12 protein-coding genes and 1 pseudogene are annotated in these 16,166 nt (G+C 66.5%); 9 read left to right on the forward strand and 4 right to left on the reverse strand.

Features of this window, described 5'->3' with window-relative positions; all coding sequences use genetic code 11:
* Nucleotides 1-40: 40 nt before the first annotated feature.
* The 4 genes from QF050_RS00690 (at nucleotide 41) to QF050_RS00705 (ending at nucleotide 3,911) form a co-directional block, all read left to right on the forward strand.
* Nucleotides 41-709, forward strand: a complete 669-nt coding sequence (locus QF050_RS00690) for a response regulator transcription factor (protein WP_308928695.1) — start codon at nucleotides 41-43, stop codon at nucleotides 707-709.
* Nucleotides 706-2,154 carry a HAMP domain-containing sensor histidine kinase gene (locus tag QF050_RS00695; RefSeq protein WP_308928696.1) on the forward strand — a complete coding sequence of 483 codons (1,449 nt, stop codon included), beginning with the start codon at nucleotides 706-708 and terminating at the stop codon, nucleotides 2,152-2,154. The genes QF050_RS00690 and QF050_RS00695 overlap by 4 nt, the downstream gene beginning before the upstream one ends.
* Nucleotides 2,147-3,151: a TAXI family TRAP transporter solute-binding subunit gene (locus tag QF050_RS00700; protein ID WP_308928697.1), complete on the forward strand. Its 1,005-nt coding sequence runs from the start codon at nucleotides 2,147-2,149 to the stop codon at nucleotides 3,149-3,151. Before QF050_RS00695 ends, QF050_RS00700 begins: the two co-directional genes overlap by 8 nt.
* 340 nt (nucleotides 3,152-3,491) lie before the next feature.
* A complete protein-coding gene (locus tag QF050_RS00705) occupies nucleotides 3,492-3,911 on the forward strand; it encodes a hypothetical protein (protein ID WP_308928698.1) in 420 nt (139 codons plus the stop codon).
* On the opposite strand, the pseudogene QF050_RS00710 reads toward QF050_RS00705, so the two are convergent.
* Nucleotides 3,908-5,420, reverse strand: a pseudogene (locus QF050_RS00710) (helix-turn-helix domain-containing protein). The gene QF050_RS00705 and the pseudogene QF050_RS00710 sit on opposite strands and share 4 nt — an antisense overlap.
* A gap of 149 nt (nucleotides 5,421-5,569) precedes the next feature.
* Between QF050_RS00710 and aceA the strand changes: the two are divergent.
* Together aceA and aceB are read left to right on the forward strand one after the other, a co-directional pair.
* A complete protein-coding gene (gene aceA / locus QF050_RS00715; RefSeq protein WP_308928699.1) occupies nucleotides 5,570-6,886 on the forward strand; it encodes an isocitrate lyase in 1,317 nt (438 codons plus the stop codon).
* Between the two features lie 220 nt (nucleotides 6,887-7,106).
* Nucleotides 7,107-8,759, forward strand: a complete 1,653-nt coding sequence (aceB, locus tag QF050_RS00720) for a malate synthase A (RefSeq protein WP_308928700.1) — start codon at nucleotides 7,107-7,109, stop codon at nucleotides 8,757-8,759.
* A 267-nt stretch (nucleotides 8,760-9,026) separates the two neighbouring features.
* Here the strand turns inward: aceB and QF050_RS00725 are convergent, their stop codons facing one another.
* Nucleotides 9,027-10,196: an MFS transporter gene (locus QF050_RS00725; protein WP_308928701.1), complete on the reverse strand. Its 1,170-nt coding sequence runs from the start codon at nucleotides 10,194-10,196 to the stop codon at nucleotides 9,027-9,029.
* Nucleotides 10,197-10,363: 167 nt separating this feature from the next.
* Between QF050_RS00725 and QF050_RS00730 the strand changes: the two genes are divergently transcribed.
* Both QF050_RS00730 and QF050_RS00735 read left to right on the forward strand, forming a co-directional pair.
* The gene (locus QF050_RS00730; RefSeq protein ID WP_308928702.1) at nucleotides 10,364-11,323 is read left to right on the forward strand and encodes a D-2-hydroxyacid dehydrogenase family protein; all 960 of its coding nucleotides are present in this window, start codon (nucleotides 10,364-10,366) and stop codon (nucleotides 11,321-11,323) included.
* 15 nt (nucleotides 11,324-11,338) lie between these two features.
* Nucleotides 11,339-11,872: a GNAT family N-acetyltransferase gene (locus QF050_RS00735; protein WP_308928703.1), complete on the forward strand. Its 534-nt coding sequence runs from the start codon at nucleotides 11,339-11,341 to the stop codon at nucleotides 11,870-11,872.
* A 59-nt stretch (nucleotides 11,873-11,931) separates the two neighbouring features.
* Here QF050_RS00735 and QF050_RS00740 read toward each other — a convergent pair whose 3' ends face one another.
* Both QF050_RS00740 and QF050_RS00745 read right to left on the reverse strand, forming a co-directional pair.
* Nucleotides 11,932-14,100 carry a glycogen debranching N-terminal domain-containing protein gene (locus tag QF050_RS00740; RefSeq protein WP_308928704.1) on the reverse strand — a complete coding sequence of 723 codons (2,169 nt, stop codon included), beginning with the start codon at nucleotides 14,098-14,100 and terminating at the stop codon, nucleotides 11,932-11,934.
* A 59-nt stretch (nucleotides 14,101-14,159) separates the two neighbouring features.
* The gene (locus tag QF050_RS00745) at nucleotides 14,160-15,221 is read right to left on the reverse strand and encodes a glycosyltransferase family 4 protein (RefSeq protein ID WP_308928705.1); all 1,062 of its coding nucleotides are present in this window, start codon (nucleotides 15,219-15,221) and stop codon (nucleotides 14,160-14,162) included.
* Between the two features lie 211 nt (nucleotides 15,222-15,432).
* On the opposite strand from QF050_RS00745, the gene QF050_RS00750 reads away from it, so the two are divergent.
* A complete protein-coding gene (locus QF050_RS00750) occupies nucleotides 15,433-16,131 on the forward strand; it encodes a DsbA family oxidoreductase (RefSeq protein WP_308928706.1) in 699 nt (232 codons plus the stop codon).
* Nucleotides 16,132-16,166: the final 35 nt, after the last annotated feature.

Here is a 16,166-nt window from a genome sequence, read left to right on the forward strand (position 1 = left end):
TGAACCGGCAACCACAGGAAACGCGGCAAGGAAGATGGCCATGGACGTGCTGATCGTCGAGGATGACGACGCCATGGCCGGCGCGCTCACGGCCGCCGTCGAAAGCGCCGGGCACCACTCGCAGCGGCTCTCCCGGGGCGCTGACGCGCTGCTCTCGCACCGGAAATTCCAGGTGATCCTGCTGGACCTGGGGCTTCCGGACATGGACGGCCTGGAGGTGCTGCGGAAGCTCCGGCAGGTCACCGACGTCCCCATCCTGATTTTGACCGCGCGCGACGACGAGCGCAGCGTGGTGCTCGGCCTCCGTTCCGGCGCGGACGACTACCTGGTCAAGCCGGTCAAGCTGGTGGAGCTGCTTGCCCGGATCGAGGCTGTGACCCGGCGTGCCGGACGCAGGCGCGGGACGCCGCAGGAGGTCATTGTGCTTGACGACGTAGAGATCGATCTTGCCCGTCGCAGCGCTTCCAAAGCCGGACTGCCTCTTGCCCTGACCGCCACGGAGTTCGAACTCCTGGCGCTGTTGGCACGCCATGCAGGCTCGGTGGTCACCAGGGAACAGATCCTCGATGCTTTGTGGGGGGACGCCTTCCTGGCCTCTTCCCGGTCCCTGGATGTGCACCTCACCGGGTTGCGGGCAAAACTTCAAAAGCCCGGTTTCATCATCAATGTCCGCGGCGTCGGCTACCGCGTGGAGGCGGCTGCCCCATGAGGCTGCGGGTCCTGGGCGTCCTCAGCGTGCTGTGCCTGGTGGTGGTTTTCCTGATTTCGGGCACCATCCTGACTTCCGCCTCCCGGGAGCTGACCCAGGAGCTGCAAATCAACAGGGCAGCGTCCCTGAACCGCCTGGCCCAGGTTGCTTTTGATGCCGCCGACGACGGCGACACCGTGCGCCTGCAGCGCGAAATGGATACCTATTCAGGCCTGTACGGCGAGGGGATTGTGGTCCGCGTCCAGCAGGCCACCCTGCGTTCGGGGGACTTGGACGCCGGCCGGTCCGACGTGCAGGACGCACTGTCCCTGGCCCGGCTGAACGTGAGCAACACATCCCTGGAACCGCTGGAGCCCTTCGGATCGGGTTCGCACGTCATTTTCCGGCCGTTCGGCAGTGCCAGCCAGGTGTTGGGCGCCGTAATCCTGGACGTCCACGCAGATACGGCCCGGCAGAAGCTCCAGCAGCGCTGGCTCGGCGTCGGCGTTGCCGCCCTCGCACTGGCGGCCGTGCTCCTGGTGGGGGCGGCCAGGGTCACCGGGTGGGTCCTGCGCCCCGTCCTTCGGCTCGATTCGGCGGTGCACGAGCTGGAGCGGACCGGACGCACCGAACGGCTGCCGGAGGAGGGTCCCCCGGAACTGCGGGAGCTCAGCCGCTCGTTCACTGCGATGGCCCGGACCGTGAGCGCCAGCATGGAAGCACAACGGCAGCTGATCGCAGACACGTCCCACCAGCTGCGCAACCCCGTGGGCGCGCTCCGGCTGCGGCTGGACCTGCTCCAGCTTGAGCTGAAGACCGCCCGCGAGCACGACGCCGCCGAACGGGCTGTGGCGGAGCTGGAGCGGGTGGAGGAGATCCTTGACGGGGTTTTGAAGCTCGCGGCTGCCGAGCACCGGGCCTCCGAAGGTTCCCTCCGGATTGCCGGCAGGCCGCAGGAACACGACGCCGCCCCGCCCATCGACCCGTTCCCCGTCCTCCAAGGCGAAATCGAACGGGTGGCCCCGCTGGCTGACCAGGCCGGGTGCCGGCTGGTGCTCGCGACGGCACCCCATCCGGCGGCGCTGGTAGCGTGCCGGGCGGCCGAGCTGGCACAGATGCTGGACGAACTTCTTGGCAACGCCTTCAAGTATGCGCCCGGGGCCACAGTGACCGCCGCGGTGCGGGTGGAAGGGGACGCGGTGGTGGTGGAAGTGTCCGACGACGGCCCGGGCCTTTCCGCAGCCGAGCGCGCCTCTGCTGCCACCAGGTTTTGGCGGTCGCCGCGCCATGCCTCGGTTCCGGGAACAGGGCTGGGCATGACGATTGTGGGTGAGCTTGCCGCAGCCAACGGAGGCCGGCTGGTACTGGCCGACGCCGCCCCGCACGGGTTGTCGGCCCGGGTCGAGTTCCAGGTGTACACAGACCTGGTCCCTCCCGGGACTCCAGACGGTGGCGACCGTGCCTAGCGCTTCCTCCGCTGCCACGGGCCCCTCCCGCCGGCTCGTGCTGACGTCGGCTCTCGGCGTCGGACTTGCAGCCTGCCTGGCGCCTGCCCTCAGTGCCTGTACTGCAGGTGACCGGCCGGACCTGCTGACGGTGGCCGGCGGCGAACCGGGCGGCTTCTACCTTGAGTTCTCTACGCTCCTGGCGGCTGCGCTGGAGCGCCACGGGGTGGCACGCCATGCAAACGCCGTGCCCACCGGCGGAAGCCTGGACAATATTGCCGAGCTGCGGGCGGGACGCGCCGCCTTTGCCGTGGCCCTGGCGGATGCTGCAGGCCAGGCCGCGGATGCCGACGCAGCCGGGATTGCCGCGGTCGGCAAGGTCTACGAAAACTACGTCCACTGCGTGGTGCGCAAGGACAGCGGCATCAGGGACCTCACCGGGCTCGCGGGGCGGCGGGTTGCCGTGGGACAGCCCGGGTCGGGCACATCGCTGACCACTCCGCGACTCCTCGAGGCGGCCGGCCTGGGCACCTCGGGAGATGCCGCTGCGCCCGCAGCCGGAACCGCCGCCGTCGAAAATCTGGGTTTGAATGACGGCATTGCCGCCCTCAAGGCGGGCACCGTCGATGCCTTGTTCTGGTCCGGGGGCGTTCCGACGGCGGCCATCGCCGCGGCGCAGCAGGAGGTGGCATTGGGGCTGCTGGACCTGTCAGGCCTGCTGCCGGAACTGCGCCGGCGGTACGGGGGCATGTACGACCGCGTCCTGATTCCGGAAGGAAGCTACCCGGGTATTCCGGCGGTGTGGACGGTGGGCGCTCCAAACCTGCTCCTGTGCCGAAGGGACCTGGACGACGCCACTGTGGAGCGGACTGTGCAACTGCTGGTGCACAACGCCGGTGAGCTCATACCGCAGTCCAGCCTGGGCGTGCAGTTCCTCAGTGCGGAAAGCCTCATCAATACCGCCGGCGTCCCGCTGCACCCCGCAGCGGCCGACGCCTACCGGGCCCTGCACGGCTGACCACTAACGCCCGCTCACCTCCTGCACCAAACCACCAAACGCCCGCTCACCTCCTGGACCGAATCCAGCAACGCCCCATCACTTTCGTCAGGAAAGTGAGCGCGGGTTGCGGGAAAGCCCACCACAAGCGGGCAGGCATTGGGTCAGGGTTTCGGCTTCTTATCCACATACGCGCTTCCGGCTGTCGCAGGGCTGAGAGTTTCCTCCCTACTGTCTGGAGGACCAGGAGAGCAGGAAGGAAGCGAGGATCACTGTGGGCAGGAACCAGCACCGACGGGCGGGACGAACGAACCATGTGCGGAACCAACCAGGAGACCCTTTTAAAGCCTCCGCCCCGCGGGTGGCAGTCCCTTCATCGGGCAACGTCCACGAGTTGGAAACCTTGGCCCCGGCCTTCATCTGCTGGTACGTCCAGCGCCCCTTCAGCACAGACGTGGAAGAGGTGCTGGCGAGCCTGAAGCTCTTCTTCCGCTTCTACCCTGAGATTGGTGAAAACCGTTCCATCACTGCCCTCGACCCGGCCGAGGTCGCAGCAAGATTGGCGTCCCTCATCATCCATACCGTCTATGAAGGCATCGTGGCCACCTACTCATTGACGACGTTCCTGCGCTTTCTCCATGATTCCGGCCGGTGGTCCGGCAACCCGGAATCGTACCGGGCAGTTAACAGCATCCTGACGGGCATCCTCTGCCTGGACACGTGCTCGACACCCGGCGGCGCGGAGACGGCCACCGTCGTCACGGCTGCCCCCGCTGACTAGCTCCCCGAGTGGGCCTGCAGGAAGCTGTACACCTCGGTCTCGTCCACGCCAGGGAAGGCTCCCGGGGGCATGGCGGCCAGCAGGTGCGAGTGCGCCCGCGCCGAGGGCCAGGCGTTGCCGGCCCACTGGTTGGTCAGTTCGGCAGGCGGACGCTTGCAGCAGGTTGGATCCGGGCAGTTGGAGGTGGCCCGGGCGGTGGTCTCCCGGCCGCGGAACCACTTCACGTGTTGGTAGGGCACCCCAATGCTCAGGGAGAATTCTCCAGCGGCCGAGCGCTCCGTGCGGGCAGTGCACCAATACGTGCCGGAGGGTGTATCAGTGTACTGGCTGTAGGCGCTGAACTTGTCGGGAACGTCGAACACTGCCCTTGACGTCCATGCCTTGCACGACGGCTGGCCCTCAATGGCGCCGGTGTGGTCCTGGGGGAAGTTCACGCCGTCGTTCTCATACGCCTTGTAGATGATGCCGCTCTGGTGGGTCTTCTGGAAATGCGTGGTGAGGCCCAGGTGCTTGGTGGCCAGGTTGGTGAACCGGTGCGCTGCGGTCTCATAGGAGACGGCGAACGCGTCCCGGATATCCTCCACCGCGATCTCCTTGGCGGCTTTGGCTTTCTGCAGGAATTCCACCGTGGCCTGCTCGGGCAGGAGCAGGGCGGCGGCAAAGTAATTGGTTGCCACGCGCTGGGCCAGGAAGTCGCCGTAGTTCTTGGGCGTCTCGTGCCCCAGGACATAATGGCCAAGGGCCTGGAGCAGCACCGAGCGGGGGTCGTGGTCCTGCCGCTGGCTTTGCGTCAGGTAAATTTTGCGGTTCTTCAAGTCGGTCACGGAACGGGTGGAGTGCGGCAGATCGCCCACATGATGCAGGGTGAAACCCAGGTGCGCGGCGATGTCCGCGATAACGTGCTGGCTCAGTGGACCGGTGGTGTACCCCACCTCCTTGAGGACCTTCTGGGCCTCCGCTTCATATTCGGGAAAATAGTTCCCCCGCTCCCGCATCATGGCCCGCAGTTCGCCGTTGGCCCGCCGGGCTTCCTCGGGGGTGGCCACCTGCTCGTTCATCTTCCGCTCGAGCTCGTGCAGCAGCCCCACCTGGGCTTCCAGCACATCCACCGGCAGCCGCGAACTGATGCGGATCCTGGGCAGGCCCAACGACTCGTACAGCGGTCCGCGCTGGTACCGCTCCAGCTCGATTTCAAGGGCGGCACGGCGGCTGGGCGGCTCGGCCCCCAGCAGTTGGTCGATGCTGACATTGAGCGCCCCCGCGAGGGTGCTGCAGCAGGGTCAGTTTCGGTTCACGCTTACCGTTTTCGATCAGGCTGAGCTGGCTTGGAGCGGTGCCGACGGCGGCGCTCAGGTCATCGAGCGTCAGCCCGGCTTGTTTGCGCAGATGGCGGACACGGCGGCCCAAGGCGATGACGTCCAGTTCCGCCACGGCGGTGGACGGCGGCTGCGAAACGTCCCGGTTCCAGCTTGAAGGTGACATTTCTGAAGAATACGGGAAGAAGTGCATTTCTTTCCATACTTTCTATCTAGAAAGGGCGTTGAAAGTGCTGAAAAGTAGTGGCTACGGAAAGAAACACCGCACCGGATAGGCCGGTGGGAACCTCAACGACGCGGTTCCCACCTACTCCCTCCGGAGCTCAATCAAGGAGATCAACGATGACTGCAGCATTTGAGCCCACCCAGCAGACGCCCGAACAGCAGGCCGCCGCCCTGGAGCTCGAGTGGGCCGCCAACCCCCGCTGGGAAGGTGTGACCCGGGACTACTCAGCTTCCGACGTCGTCCGTCTCCGGGGCCGTGTCTCCGAAGAGCACACCCTGGCCCGCCGCGGATCGGAGAAGCTGTGGAAGCAGCTCACCGAGGAGCACAAGGAAGGCAAGTACACCAATGCCCTGGGTGCCCTCACCGGCAACCAGGCCGTGCAGCAGGTCAAGGCCGGCCTCCGCGCCATCTACCTCTCCGGCTGGCAGGTCGCCGCGGACGCCAACAACTCCGGCCACACCTACCCGGACCAGTCCCTCTACCCGGCCAACTCGGTGCCCACCGTGGTCCGTCGCATCAACAACGCCCTGCTCCGGGCCGACCAGATCGAATTCTCGGAGGGCATCCAGACCGTCGAGGACTGGATGGTCCCCATCGTTGCTGACGCAGAGGCCGGCTTCGGCGGACCCCTCAACGCCTACGAACTGATGAAGTCCATGATCCAGGCCGGCGCATCGGGTGTTCATTGGGAGGACCAGCTCGCCTCGGAAAAGAAATGCGGCCACCTCGGAGGCAAGGTGCTCATCCCCACCCAGCAGCATGTTCGCACCCTGAACGCCGCCCGCCTGGCCGCCGACGTCGCCGGTACCCCCACCGTGGTCATCGCCCGCACCGACGCCGAGGCTGCAACCCTGATCACCTCGGACGTGGACGAACGGGACCAGGAATTCATCACCGGCGAGCGCACGGCGGAAGGCTTCTACGAGGTCCGCAACGGCATCGAACCCTGCATCGCCCGCGCCAAGGCCTACGCCCCCTACTCGGACCTCATCTGGATGGAAACCGGAACCCCGGACCTGGAGCTGGCCCGCAAGTTCGCCGAATCGGTCAAGGCCGAGTTCCCGGACCAGATGCTCTCCTACAACTGCTCGCCGTCCTTCAACTGGCGCAAGCACCTGGACGACACCACCATCGCCAAGTTCCAGCGCGAACTCGGCGCCATGGGCTTCACCTTCCAGTTCATCACCCTGGCCGGCTTCCATGCCCTGAACTACTCGATGTTCGACCTCGCCCACGGCTACGCCCGGGAAGGCATGAGCGCCTACGTCGAGCTCCAGGAAAAGGAATTCGCCTCCGAATCCCGCGGCTACACCGCCACCAAGCACCAGCGCGAAGTCGGCACCGGCTACTTCGACACCATCTCCACGGCGCTCAACCCGAACGCGTCGACCTTGGCCCTCGTGGGATCCACCGAAGAGGGCCAGTTCCACTAGTAACTTACGACGGCGGTTGTCGCCTCCGGCCTTCGGACCGGTATCGCTCTGCCTGCTATTCCCCACGTCCCGGTTTGGGCCTCGCTGAGCGAGGCCAGACCGGGACGCAGGGCCCCTTTTACGCAGGCTGCCGCCACACCGGCTCCTCGGCCTCGTGCCTCAGTCGCCACCCCGCCGCCACCCGCCGTCGAACTTCCCTTTCGTCTTTAAGGAGACTGAAATGAACAGCTTCACTGACAGTTTTACGATCAACGGCATTACTTTGACCGCGCAGCCGATTTGCCGGCAGGACGAGGTTCTTACTCCGGATGCTCTCGAGTTCGTTGCTCGTCTGCACCGGGCCACCGCCGAGCGGCGGCAGGAGCTGCTCCAGGCACGGCGCACACGGCGGGCTGACATCGCCGCCGGCGCCGACCCCCGATTCCTCCGGGAGACCGAGGAAATCCGCAACGATCCGTCCTGGCGGGTCGCTCCCCCGGCCCCCGGCCTGGAGGATCGCCGGGTGGAGATCACGGGCCCGGTGGACAAGAAGATGACCATCAACGCACTGAACTCGGGCGCCAAGGTGTGGCTGGCTGACATGGAGGATTCCTCCACCCCAACGTGGCGGAACGTCATCAAGGGCCAGCTGAACCTCACCGACGCCCTGGAACGCCGGATCGACTTCACGTCCGAAGAGGGCAAGGAATACAAGCTGCGCCCGGCCGGCGAGCTGCCCACCATCGTGGTCCGGCCCCGCGGCTGGCACCTGCCGGAAAAGCACATGCTCATCGACGGCACGCCCATCGCCGGCGGCATCGTGGACTTCGGCCTGTTCTTCTTCCACAACGCCCGCCGCCTGCTGGCCCAGGGCAAGGGTCCGTACTTCTACCTGCCCAAGATCGAGAACCACCTCGAAGCCAGGCTGTGGAACGACATCTTCATCCTGGCCCAGGACCTGCTCGGCATCCCGCAGGGCACCATCCGCGCCACCGTGCTGATTGAAACCATCACAGCCGCTTTCGAAATGGAGGAGATCCTTTACGAACTGCGGGACCACGCCTCAGGCCTGAACGCCGGCCGCTGGGACTACATCTTCTCCCTGATCAAGAACTTCCGCACCCGCGGCCCCCGCTTCGTCCTCCCGGACCGCGGCCAGGTCACCATGACCCAGCCCTTCATGCGCGCCTACACCGAACAGCTGGTCCGGGCCTGCCACAAGCGCGGTGCCATGGCCATCGGCGGCATGGCCGCAGCGGTCCCCAACCGCAAGGACCCGGAAGCCAACGCCAACGCACTGGAGAAGGTCCGCGCCGACAAGACCCGCGAGGCCAACGACGGCTTCGACGGTTCCTGGGTGGCCCACCCCGACCTGGTCCCCGTGTGCCAGGAAGTGTTCGACGGCGTCCTGGGCGCCAAGCCCAACCAGCTGGACCGGCTCCGCGAGGACGTCACCCCGGACGACCGCGCCCTGATCGACGTGGCCGCCACCACCGGCACCATCACCGAACAGGGCATCCGGAACAACATCGAAGTGGGCATCCGCTACATCGAGTCCTGGCTCCGCGGCAACGGCGCCGTTGCCATCCACAACCTCATGGAAGACGCCGCCACCGCCGAGATCTCCCGGTCCCAGCTGTGGCAGTGGATTTACGCCCGGGCCATCACCGACCACGGCGAGATCATCAGCCACGAATGGATCGAGGAACTCCTGGACGAGGAATACGCCAGGCTGGAACGCTTCGACGGCGACCGGTTCGAGGACGCCCGCGATATTTTCGAGGAAGTCACGCTCAGCCGTGAGTTCCCGTCCTTCCTCACCCTCCCCGCCTACGCCAGCTACCTCACCGAGGCCCGCGAGAAGGCCACCGTCGAGGAGTTGGCAGCCGCCTGACCCATCGGGAACTTCCGTCCGCCGGGCCGGCACGCCCTCCGCAACAGGCCCCCCGAAATCCGGGGCGCCGGCCCGGCGACGGAGCACCACCCCACACGCCCGCTCATCTGATGCGGGAAAACCCAAAACGCCCGCTCACTTTCCTAAAGAAAGTGAGCGGGCGTCCTCGTAATTCCTGCAAAAAGTGAGCGGGCGTCCCCGTAATTCCTGCGATAAGTGAGCGGGGGTTGAGGAAGGGGCAGAGAGCGTCCGACGGCGGCAGCCGGCTTAGCGGCCCTTCGGCACCTTCCGGACGGACAGGGTGGTGCTGGCAAAGAAGGTCAGCACGGAGGCCAGGATGACCAGCAGGGCCGGCGTCCACGAGCCGGCCGTGTCGTGGACGAAGCCCACCAGCGGCGGGGCCACGGCGGCGAGGCAGTAGCCAAGGCCCTGGACGGTGGCGGACATCCGGCCGGCGGAGGCCTGGTCGCGGGCCAGCTTGATGATGGCGATGAAGATCAGGGTGATGCCGCCGCCCTGGGCAATTCCGCCGGATGTGGACCACAGCCACCACAGCTGCGGCAGGACCAGGAGCCCCACGGGAACGGCAAGCCACAACGTCCCCAAGGTGACCGCCACCGCCGTCGTACTCATGTATTTGGCGGCAAAGGGAACGCCGAGGCCGCCCACGATGGCCAGGATCTGGAAGATCGAGGACGCGGCGCCGGCCTGGGCGGCATTCATCCCCAGTTCGTCGTGGAGGTAGCTGGGCAGCCATGCCGTGACGCCGTAGTAGGAGAATGCCTGGCCGCCGAATCCGGCCGTGAGCCCGAACGTGGTCCAGCCGGAACCGGCCGCCCGTGCCAGGGGTTGGTCCCCGCCGTCGTCCCCCTCGGGCAGGAATGCTGTCCGCGGCCCCACGGCCAGGACCCAGACCACCACGGCGGCGACGGCCAGGACGGCGACAGCGGCCAGTGCCAGCCTCCACCCCGTCACGACCGCCAGCGGGGCCATGGCCACCGAGGTCAGGAACGACCCGATATTCAACGCTGCCGTGTAGATCCCCATGGCGGTCCCCTGCCGGCGCGGCGCGAAATCGCGGCGGATGATCAGGGGCACCGCAATGTTGCCCACCGTGATGGCCACCCCGATCAGCACTGTGCCGGCCACCACCAGTACCGGGCCGCCGGCGGAGCGGACCAGCACTCCGGCCAGCACCCCCAGGATGGTCAGCGTGACGGCGAACTCCGCCCCGAACCTCCGCGCCGCCAGGGAGGCCAGCGGAGCAGCGAGCGAGAAGCAGAGCACGGGGATGCTGGTCAGCAAGCCGAGCAGGACGGGCGAGAAGTGCAGTTCTGCCTGCATGAGGTCCACGAGGGGCGCGACCGCCACGAAGGGACCCCGAAGGTTCAGGGCCAGCAGGCCGATGCAGGCCAGCAGGATCCAGCTCTTGGGCATGCGGGAAAGGACGCCGCCGCTCACAGGGACAACATCGGGAATGGGCTTGGATTCATCACCCTCATTGCTATCACGCCGCGCGTGCCCCGGGTTCCAGGCGCCCTCCCGGGAGGCCCTGCCATACGATGAACGTGACCTTGGACGAATGGACACCGCAAAGGACCACCATGACGCACCGGCTTGCCATCCTTGATGACTACCAGGACGTGGCCCGCGGCTTCGCCGACTTCGCGGCGCTGGAGGCTGCGGGCGTCACCGTCACTTCGTACCGGGAGCCCTTCGCTTCCCGCCACGCCCTGGTCTCCGCGTTGGCCGACGCCAGCATGGTCATCGCCATGCGGGAGCGGACCGCGTTCCCGCGTGAGGTGTTCGAGGAGCTTCCGGCCCTTCAACTGCTGGTGACCACGGGCATGGCCAACGCCGCCATCGACGTCGCGGCGGCAACCGAGCACGGGGTCACCGTGTGCGGCACGCCCGGCTCGCCCACCGCCGCCCCGGAGCTGACCTGGGCCCTGCTGCTGGCAATCGCCCGGCACCTGCCGGCCGAGGAAAACTCGCTGCGCGCCGGTACCTGGCAGTCCACCGTGGGCTTTGAGCTGGCCGGGAAGACCCTGGGCATCGTGGGGCTGGGCAAGATCGGCCGGCGGGTGGCAGCGTACGGGCAGGCGTTCGGGATGGACGTGGTGGCGTGGAGCCGGAACCTGACGGCGGAGTCCGCAGCGGAAGCCGGCGCGCGCCTGGTCTCCAAGAAGGAATTGTTCGCCACCGCCGACGTCGCAACCCTCCACCTGCGGCTCTCCCCGCGCTCCGAAAACATCGTGGGCGAGGAGGAACTGCGGCTGCTCGGCCCCGAGGGCATCCTGGTGAACACGGCACGCGGCCCCCTGGTTGACCAGGACGCCCTCCTCAGGGCGCTGACCGAGGGGTGGATCCGCGGCGCCGCCCTGGACGTCTTCGACCAGGAACCGCTGCAGGCCGGGCACCCGCTCCTGGGCGCACCCAACACGGTGCTCTCGCCCCACCTGGGCTACGTCACGCAGGAAAGCTACCGGCAGTTCTACGGCGGAGCCGTCGAGGACATCACCGCGTGGCTGGCCGGCTCCGCCATCCGCACCATCACCGCCTGAGCCGGGAGGAACCCCATGGCCCACACCATCCGGACAGCAACAGCGGACGACGCCGGCCGGCTGGCCGCGCTGGCGGCCGTCACCTTCCCGCTGGCGTGCCCGCCGTCGTCGTCACCGTCCGACATTGCCGCGCACCTGGCCAACACGCTCAGCGAAGAACACTTCAAGGGTTATCTCGCGGATCCGGACACCACCATCCTGGTCATCGACGCCGACGGCCCGCTCACCGGCTACAGCCTGCTGGTGGACCGGCCCGCCGCGGACCCGGACGTGTCCTCCGCGCTGACGCTGGTCCCGTCCGTGGAGATCAGCAAATGCTACGTCCACCCGGATTACCACGGGCTGGGCGCTGCCGCTGAGCTCATGCACGCGAGCCTCGAGGCGGCGGCCGCAACCGGTGCGGCCGGAGCCTGGCTGGGCGTCAACAGCCAGAACGCCCGGGCCATCCGTTTCTACGAAAAGTCCGGTTTCCGCAACGTGGGAACCAAGTCCTTCCGGCTGGGAAGCACGGTGGAACACGACTTCGTGCTGGAACGGCCCCTCCGTTAAGGGGCCAAGACCCCGGCGTTGGAGGCGCCTTGCAAGTGGAGCCCGGTCAGTCTTCCTCCTTAGTTGAGCCTGGGGACACCGGGGCCGGCGGCTGCCGCCTCCAACGGGTAGGCAAGTGGCGGCCGTGGTTCGGCCACGAGCTTCAGTCCGGGCGGGAGACCTTCGATGGTGCCGGTGGATCCGGTGGCCTTGATGGTCACCCGGCTCGAGTCCAGCAGGACGTTTTCCGCCCGGAACGTGCCCACTGTTTCCGGCAGGATCGGAGCCAGGTGAACCACCCCCCGGGTGAAGACGGGGTCGAACCGCAACAGAATCCGCGCCAGTTGCACCGGCGCCGCCGCAGCCCAGGCCTGGGGCGAACATGCCGTGGGATACGGAACCGGGCCGGGGTACTCGCCACGGTCGAACCCGCAAAACAGCTCCGGCAGCCGGCCATCAAAGTGCCGGGCCGCGTCGAGTATTCCCAAGGCCACCCTCCTCGCCTCGTCCACGAACCCGTACCGCATCAGCCCGGTGGCCACCAGCGCGGTGTCGTGTGGCCACACTGAGCCGTTGTGGTAGCTGACGGGGTTGTAGGCGCCCATGTCGGAGGCCAGCGTGCGGATGCCCCAGCCGGTGAACATCTGCGGGGACATCAGGTTTTCCATGACGGACTCAGCTTTGTCTTCGTCCACAATGCCCGTCCACAGGCAGTGGCCGATGTTGGACGTCAACGCGTCAACGTGCCGCTTGTCCTTGTCCAGAGCCACGGCAAAGTAGCCCTTGTCCGGCAGCCAGAACTTCTTGTTGAACTCCTCCTTGAAAGCTGCCGCCTTGTCTGCCCAGTGCTTTTCCAGAACAGAATCGCCGCTCCAGTGGGCCAGCAACGATCTGCCCAGGTACGCGGCGTAGACATATGCCTGGACCTCGCAGAGAGCGATCGGAGCTTCGGCGATGGTCCCGTCGGCGAAGTTGATCCCGTCCCAGGAGTCCTTCCAGCCCTGGTTCACCAGGCCATGGTCGTTGGGCCGGAGGTATTCCACGAAACCGTCTCCATCGCGGTCGCCGTATTTTTCGATCCACTCCAGCGCCCGGTCCGCGTGCGCCAGCAGCGGCTGGATCGCTTCCCGGGACAGCCCCCACCGGCTCAGCTCGCCAAGGGTCGCCACGAAGAGCGGGGTGGCATCGGCCGTTCCGTAGTAGGCCGTTCCCCCCAGCGACAGTCCTGCGGTGACGCCCAGCCGGACCTCATGGGGGATGCGGCCGGGTTCCTCTTCGGAATCCACATCCACTTTCTTGCCCTGGATCCCGGCCAGGGTTTGGAGCGTGCCCAGGGCGAGGTTGGGGTTGACCATCATGCTCATGTAGGAGGTGAGCAGCGAGTCCCGCCCGAACAGCGCCATGAACCATGGGGCCCCCGCCGCCACCGCGGCGCGATCGGGATGGTGGGCATCGAAGATCCGGAGTGCACCAAGGTCACTTTGGCTGCGGTTGAGCACGTTCTGGAAGCTGGTGTCCTCGATGCTGATCCGCGGAACGTTCTCTTCCCAAGCCAGCTGGCGCCGCACGCCCTCACGGTGGTGCGGGAGTTGCCCTTCGGTGAAGGGCTTTTCCGGTGCTTCCCCATTGACCAGCGGCACCACGATGACGCTGGTGCTCCATTTGCCGCGGGCCGGAACAGTGACGTTGAACCGGAGCCCGTCGGTGCCCACCTCAGCACCCCGGGCCCCGATGGCGGATCCCCGCTGCTGGCCATGGCGCGACGCTTCTATGATGAGCTTTCCATCCACCACGGTGCGGGTGGTGTCATCGGGGCCTGTTGTCCGGCCGCCTTTCACTTCGAAGAGGTCGGCCTGATCCGCGTCCATGAGCAGTTCGATGGTGCACTGAACGGGTTCCGCTGCGAAGTTCTCCAGGGTGATGTCGTCCTGCAGGCCCGGTCCGATGTGGCGGACCTGGCGGACCACCAGTGGACTGTCGAACCGGCCTCCCGGCCAGGTTGCGCGGCCAACGAATGTTGCTTCGAACGGCTGCGGCTTCTGGGCTGAAAGCGGTTCGCGGCGCGAGCCGTTGATGCGCAGTACCCAGCCCGAAACAATCCGGGTGTCCTGGTAGAACGCGCCGTTCGTGCCGCCGTCGGCACTGATGTCGCCGGTTCCCGCCGAGATACAAAACGAAGAACCCTCCAGGACGGTGACGGCACCCACGTCGGAGCCGGAGGCCTCATTGTCTTCGTTCCAGGCGGTCATGCAAGGACTCCCTTACTCACGCGGATTGCTGCCGGGGAGCCGAAAGGCCGCCCGCCCCCTTAACGATTCTGGTGCACCGGCGTGGTAACCGGAACCCCTCCCGGCAATCTCCCGGCCAGCAGGTCGTCAAAGAGCCTGAGGTGCTGTGCCACCATCCGTTGGGCACTGAACCGTTCCTCCACTGATGCCCGGCAACGTTCCCTGCTTAGGCCGGGGGCAGCCTCAAGGAAGCCTGGCAGTTCCTCCAGCTGCCCCAGGAAGCCCGTGCGGCCGTGCTCCACGATCTCGGGGGCTGAGCCGATCCTCGTCCCGATGACGGGAGTCCCGGTGGCCAAGGCCTCGATCATCACCAGGCCGAAGGGTTCTGACCATTGGATGGGGTTCAGGAAGGCCGCAGCCTCACCCATCAGACGGTACTTGGCGGCATCGTCGACTTCCCCCACGAAGTCCTCGTTGGGTCCGAGCATCGGCTCGATGACCTCCCGGAAATAGCGGATCTCGTCCGGCTCCTTCATCTTGACGGCGATCTTCAGGTGCATACCGGCACGCCGGGCAATCGTAATGGCCTCCAGCAGCCCCTTGTCATGGCACGCGCGCCCCACGAAACACAGGTACCCGCCACGTCCGCTGCCAACAGGGACCGCGGAAACGTCCATTCCATGATGGATCACCTGGGTGACGGGGACTTCTGGAGCATGGGACGCCTGGTCACGGGAGATCGCCACGATGGCCACATTCCGCGCCATGGCCCGGTACAGGTCCTCGGCCTCCTTGTGGAGGGGGCCATGGATGGTGGTGACCACCGGGACGTTGGCGGGACGGCCGGCATAGAGCGGGCCCGCCAACGTATGGTCGTGAATGATGTCCACGTCCTGCAGCCCCTTGTAGGCGCGGATCACATGGCTGAGTTCGGACATGGTCAAGCCGAGATCGTCCCGGGACGCAGGCCGCATTCCCGGTACCAACGGAGCAGGACAGGTACTTTCGGTTGGCGCGGCGAGCAGTACCTCGTGGCCGGCGGCCAGAAAGCCCCGCGCCAAGGTGTCCACAACCCTTTCGATTCCTCCGTAAGTGACCGGAGGAATGGGAATCCATGGCCCCGCAATAAGTCCAATTCGCATATCTGGCCTCCAAGGAACGAGGCCCGAGCTCCCCAGCCGCCAGGCACATCCCACCGCGGGACATGCAGGTCCCGTGGTCTTCTAAGTTTGTGGCGTCTGCTTCACCAACTCTGACTATTGCCCACGATTGCTCCGCCCACAAGACCCCTTTGTGGGATATCTCATAGCGGCCGGCCGGAATGGCAACCCCTGCCGGCCGGTTATGCAGACCATGAAGATTGAGATCTGGTCCGACGTCGCCTGCCCGTGGTGCTTCATTGGCAAGCGCCGCTTTGAGGCTGCCCTGGCGTCCTTCCCGCACCGGGATGCCGTTGATGTCGTGTGGCGGAGCTACCAGTTGGATCCCGGCCTGCCGGATCACTTCGATGGCACCGAGTTGGAATACCTGAGCAGCCGCAAGGGGATGCCGGCCCAGCAGGTCTCGCAAATGTTCGAGCATGTGGCGCAGCAGGCCAAGGACGAGGGCCTGGACTACCGCTTCGACAAGGTGGTGGTGGCCAACAGTTTCACGGCACACCGGCTGATCCACCTCGCTTCCGCCCACGGCAAGCAGGACGCGGCCAAGGAGCGCCTGCTCAGCGACCACTTTGAGCATGGCAAGGACATCGGCAGCCGGGAGTACTTGGCCGGCCTGGGCCGGGAGTTGGGCCTCCCGGACAACGAGGTGGACGAACTGTTCACCACTGACAAGTACTCGGACGCTGTCCGGTCCGATTTCCGGGAAGGCCAGTCCCTGGGTATCAGCGGTGTCCCGTTCTTTGTCATCGACCGCAAATTCGGGCTGTCCGGCGCCCAGCCCGCAGAGACGTTCACCCGTGCGCTCAACCAGGCGTGGCAGGAAGCGAACCCGTTGGTGCTTGTCAATTCCGCCGAGGCCGGGGCCTGCGGGCCGGACGGCTGCGCAATCTAGGGCTTTTTACTGACACATCGCGGTAAAGTGTCTGC

It is taken from the genome of Arthrobacter sp. SLBN-112, from assembly GCF_030944625.1.
Classification (GTDB): Bacteria; Actinomycetota; Actinomycetes; order Actinomycetales; family Micrococcaceae; genus Arthrobacter.

Coding starts and splice junctions, on each gene's coding strand:
- QF050_RS00745 (WP_308928705.1), bottom strand. CDS start 15,221: ATGCGAATTGGACTTATTGCGGGGCCATGGATTCCCATTCCTCCGGTC.
- QF050_RS00750 (WP_308928706.1), top strand. CDS start 15,433: ATGAAGATTGAGATCTGGTCCGACGTCGCCTGCCCGTGGTGCTTCATT.
- QF050_RS00695 (WP_308928696.1), top strand. CDS start 706: ATGAGGCTGCGGGTCCTGGGCGTCCTCAGCGTGCTGTGCCTGGTGGTG.
- QF050_RS00740 (WP_308928704.1), bottom strand. CDS start 14,100: ATGACCGCCTGGAACGAAGACAATGAGGCCTCCGGCTCCGACGTGGGT.
- QF050_RS00735 (WP_308928703.1), top strand. CDS start 11,339: ATGGCCCACACCATCCGGACAGCAACAGCGGACGACGCCGGCCGGCTG.
- QF050_RS00725 (WP_308928701.1), bottom strand. CDS start 10,196: ATGCCCAAGAGCTGGATCCTGCTGGCCTGCATCGGCCTGCTGGCCCTG.
- QF050_RS00690 (WP_308928695.1), top strand. CDS start 41: ATGGACGTGCTGATCGTCGAGGATGACGACGCCATGGCCGGCGCGCTC.
- aceB (WP_308928700.1), top strand. CDS start 7,107: ATGAACAGCTTCACTGACAGTTTTACGATCAACGGCATTACTTTGACC.
- aceA (WP_308928699.1), top strand. CDS start 5,570: ATGACTGCAGCATTTGAGCCCACCCAGCAGACGCCCGAACAGCAGGCC.
- QF050_RS00730 (WP_308928702.1), top strand. CDS start 10,364: ATGACGCACCGGCTTGCCATCCTTGATGACTACCAGGACGTGGCCCGC.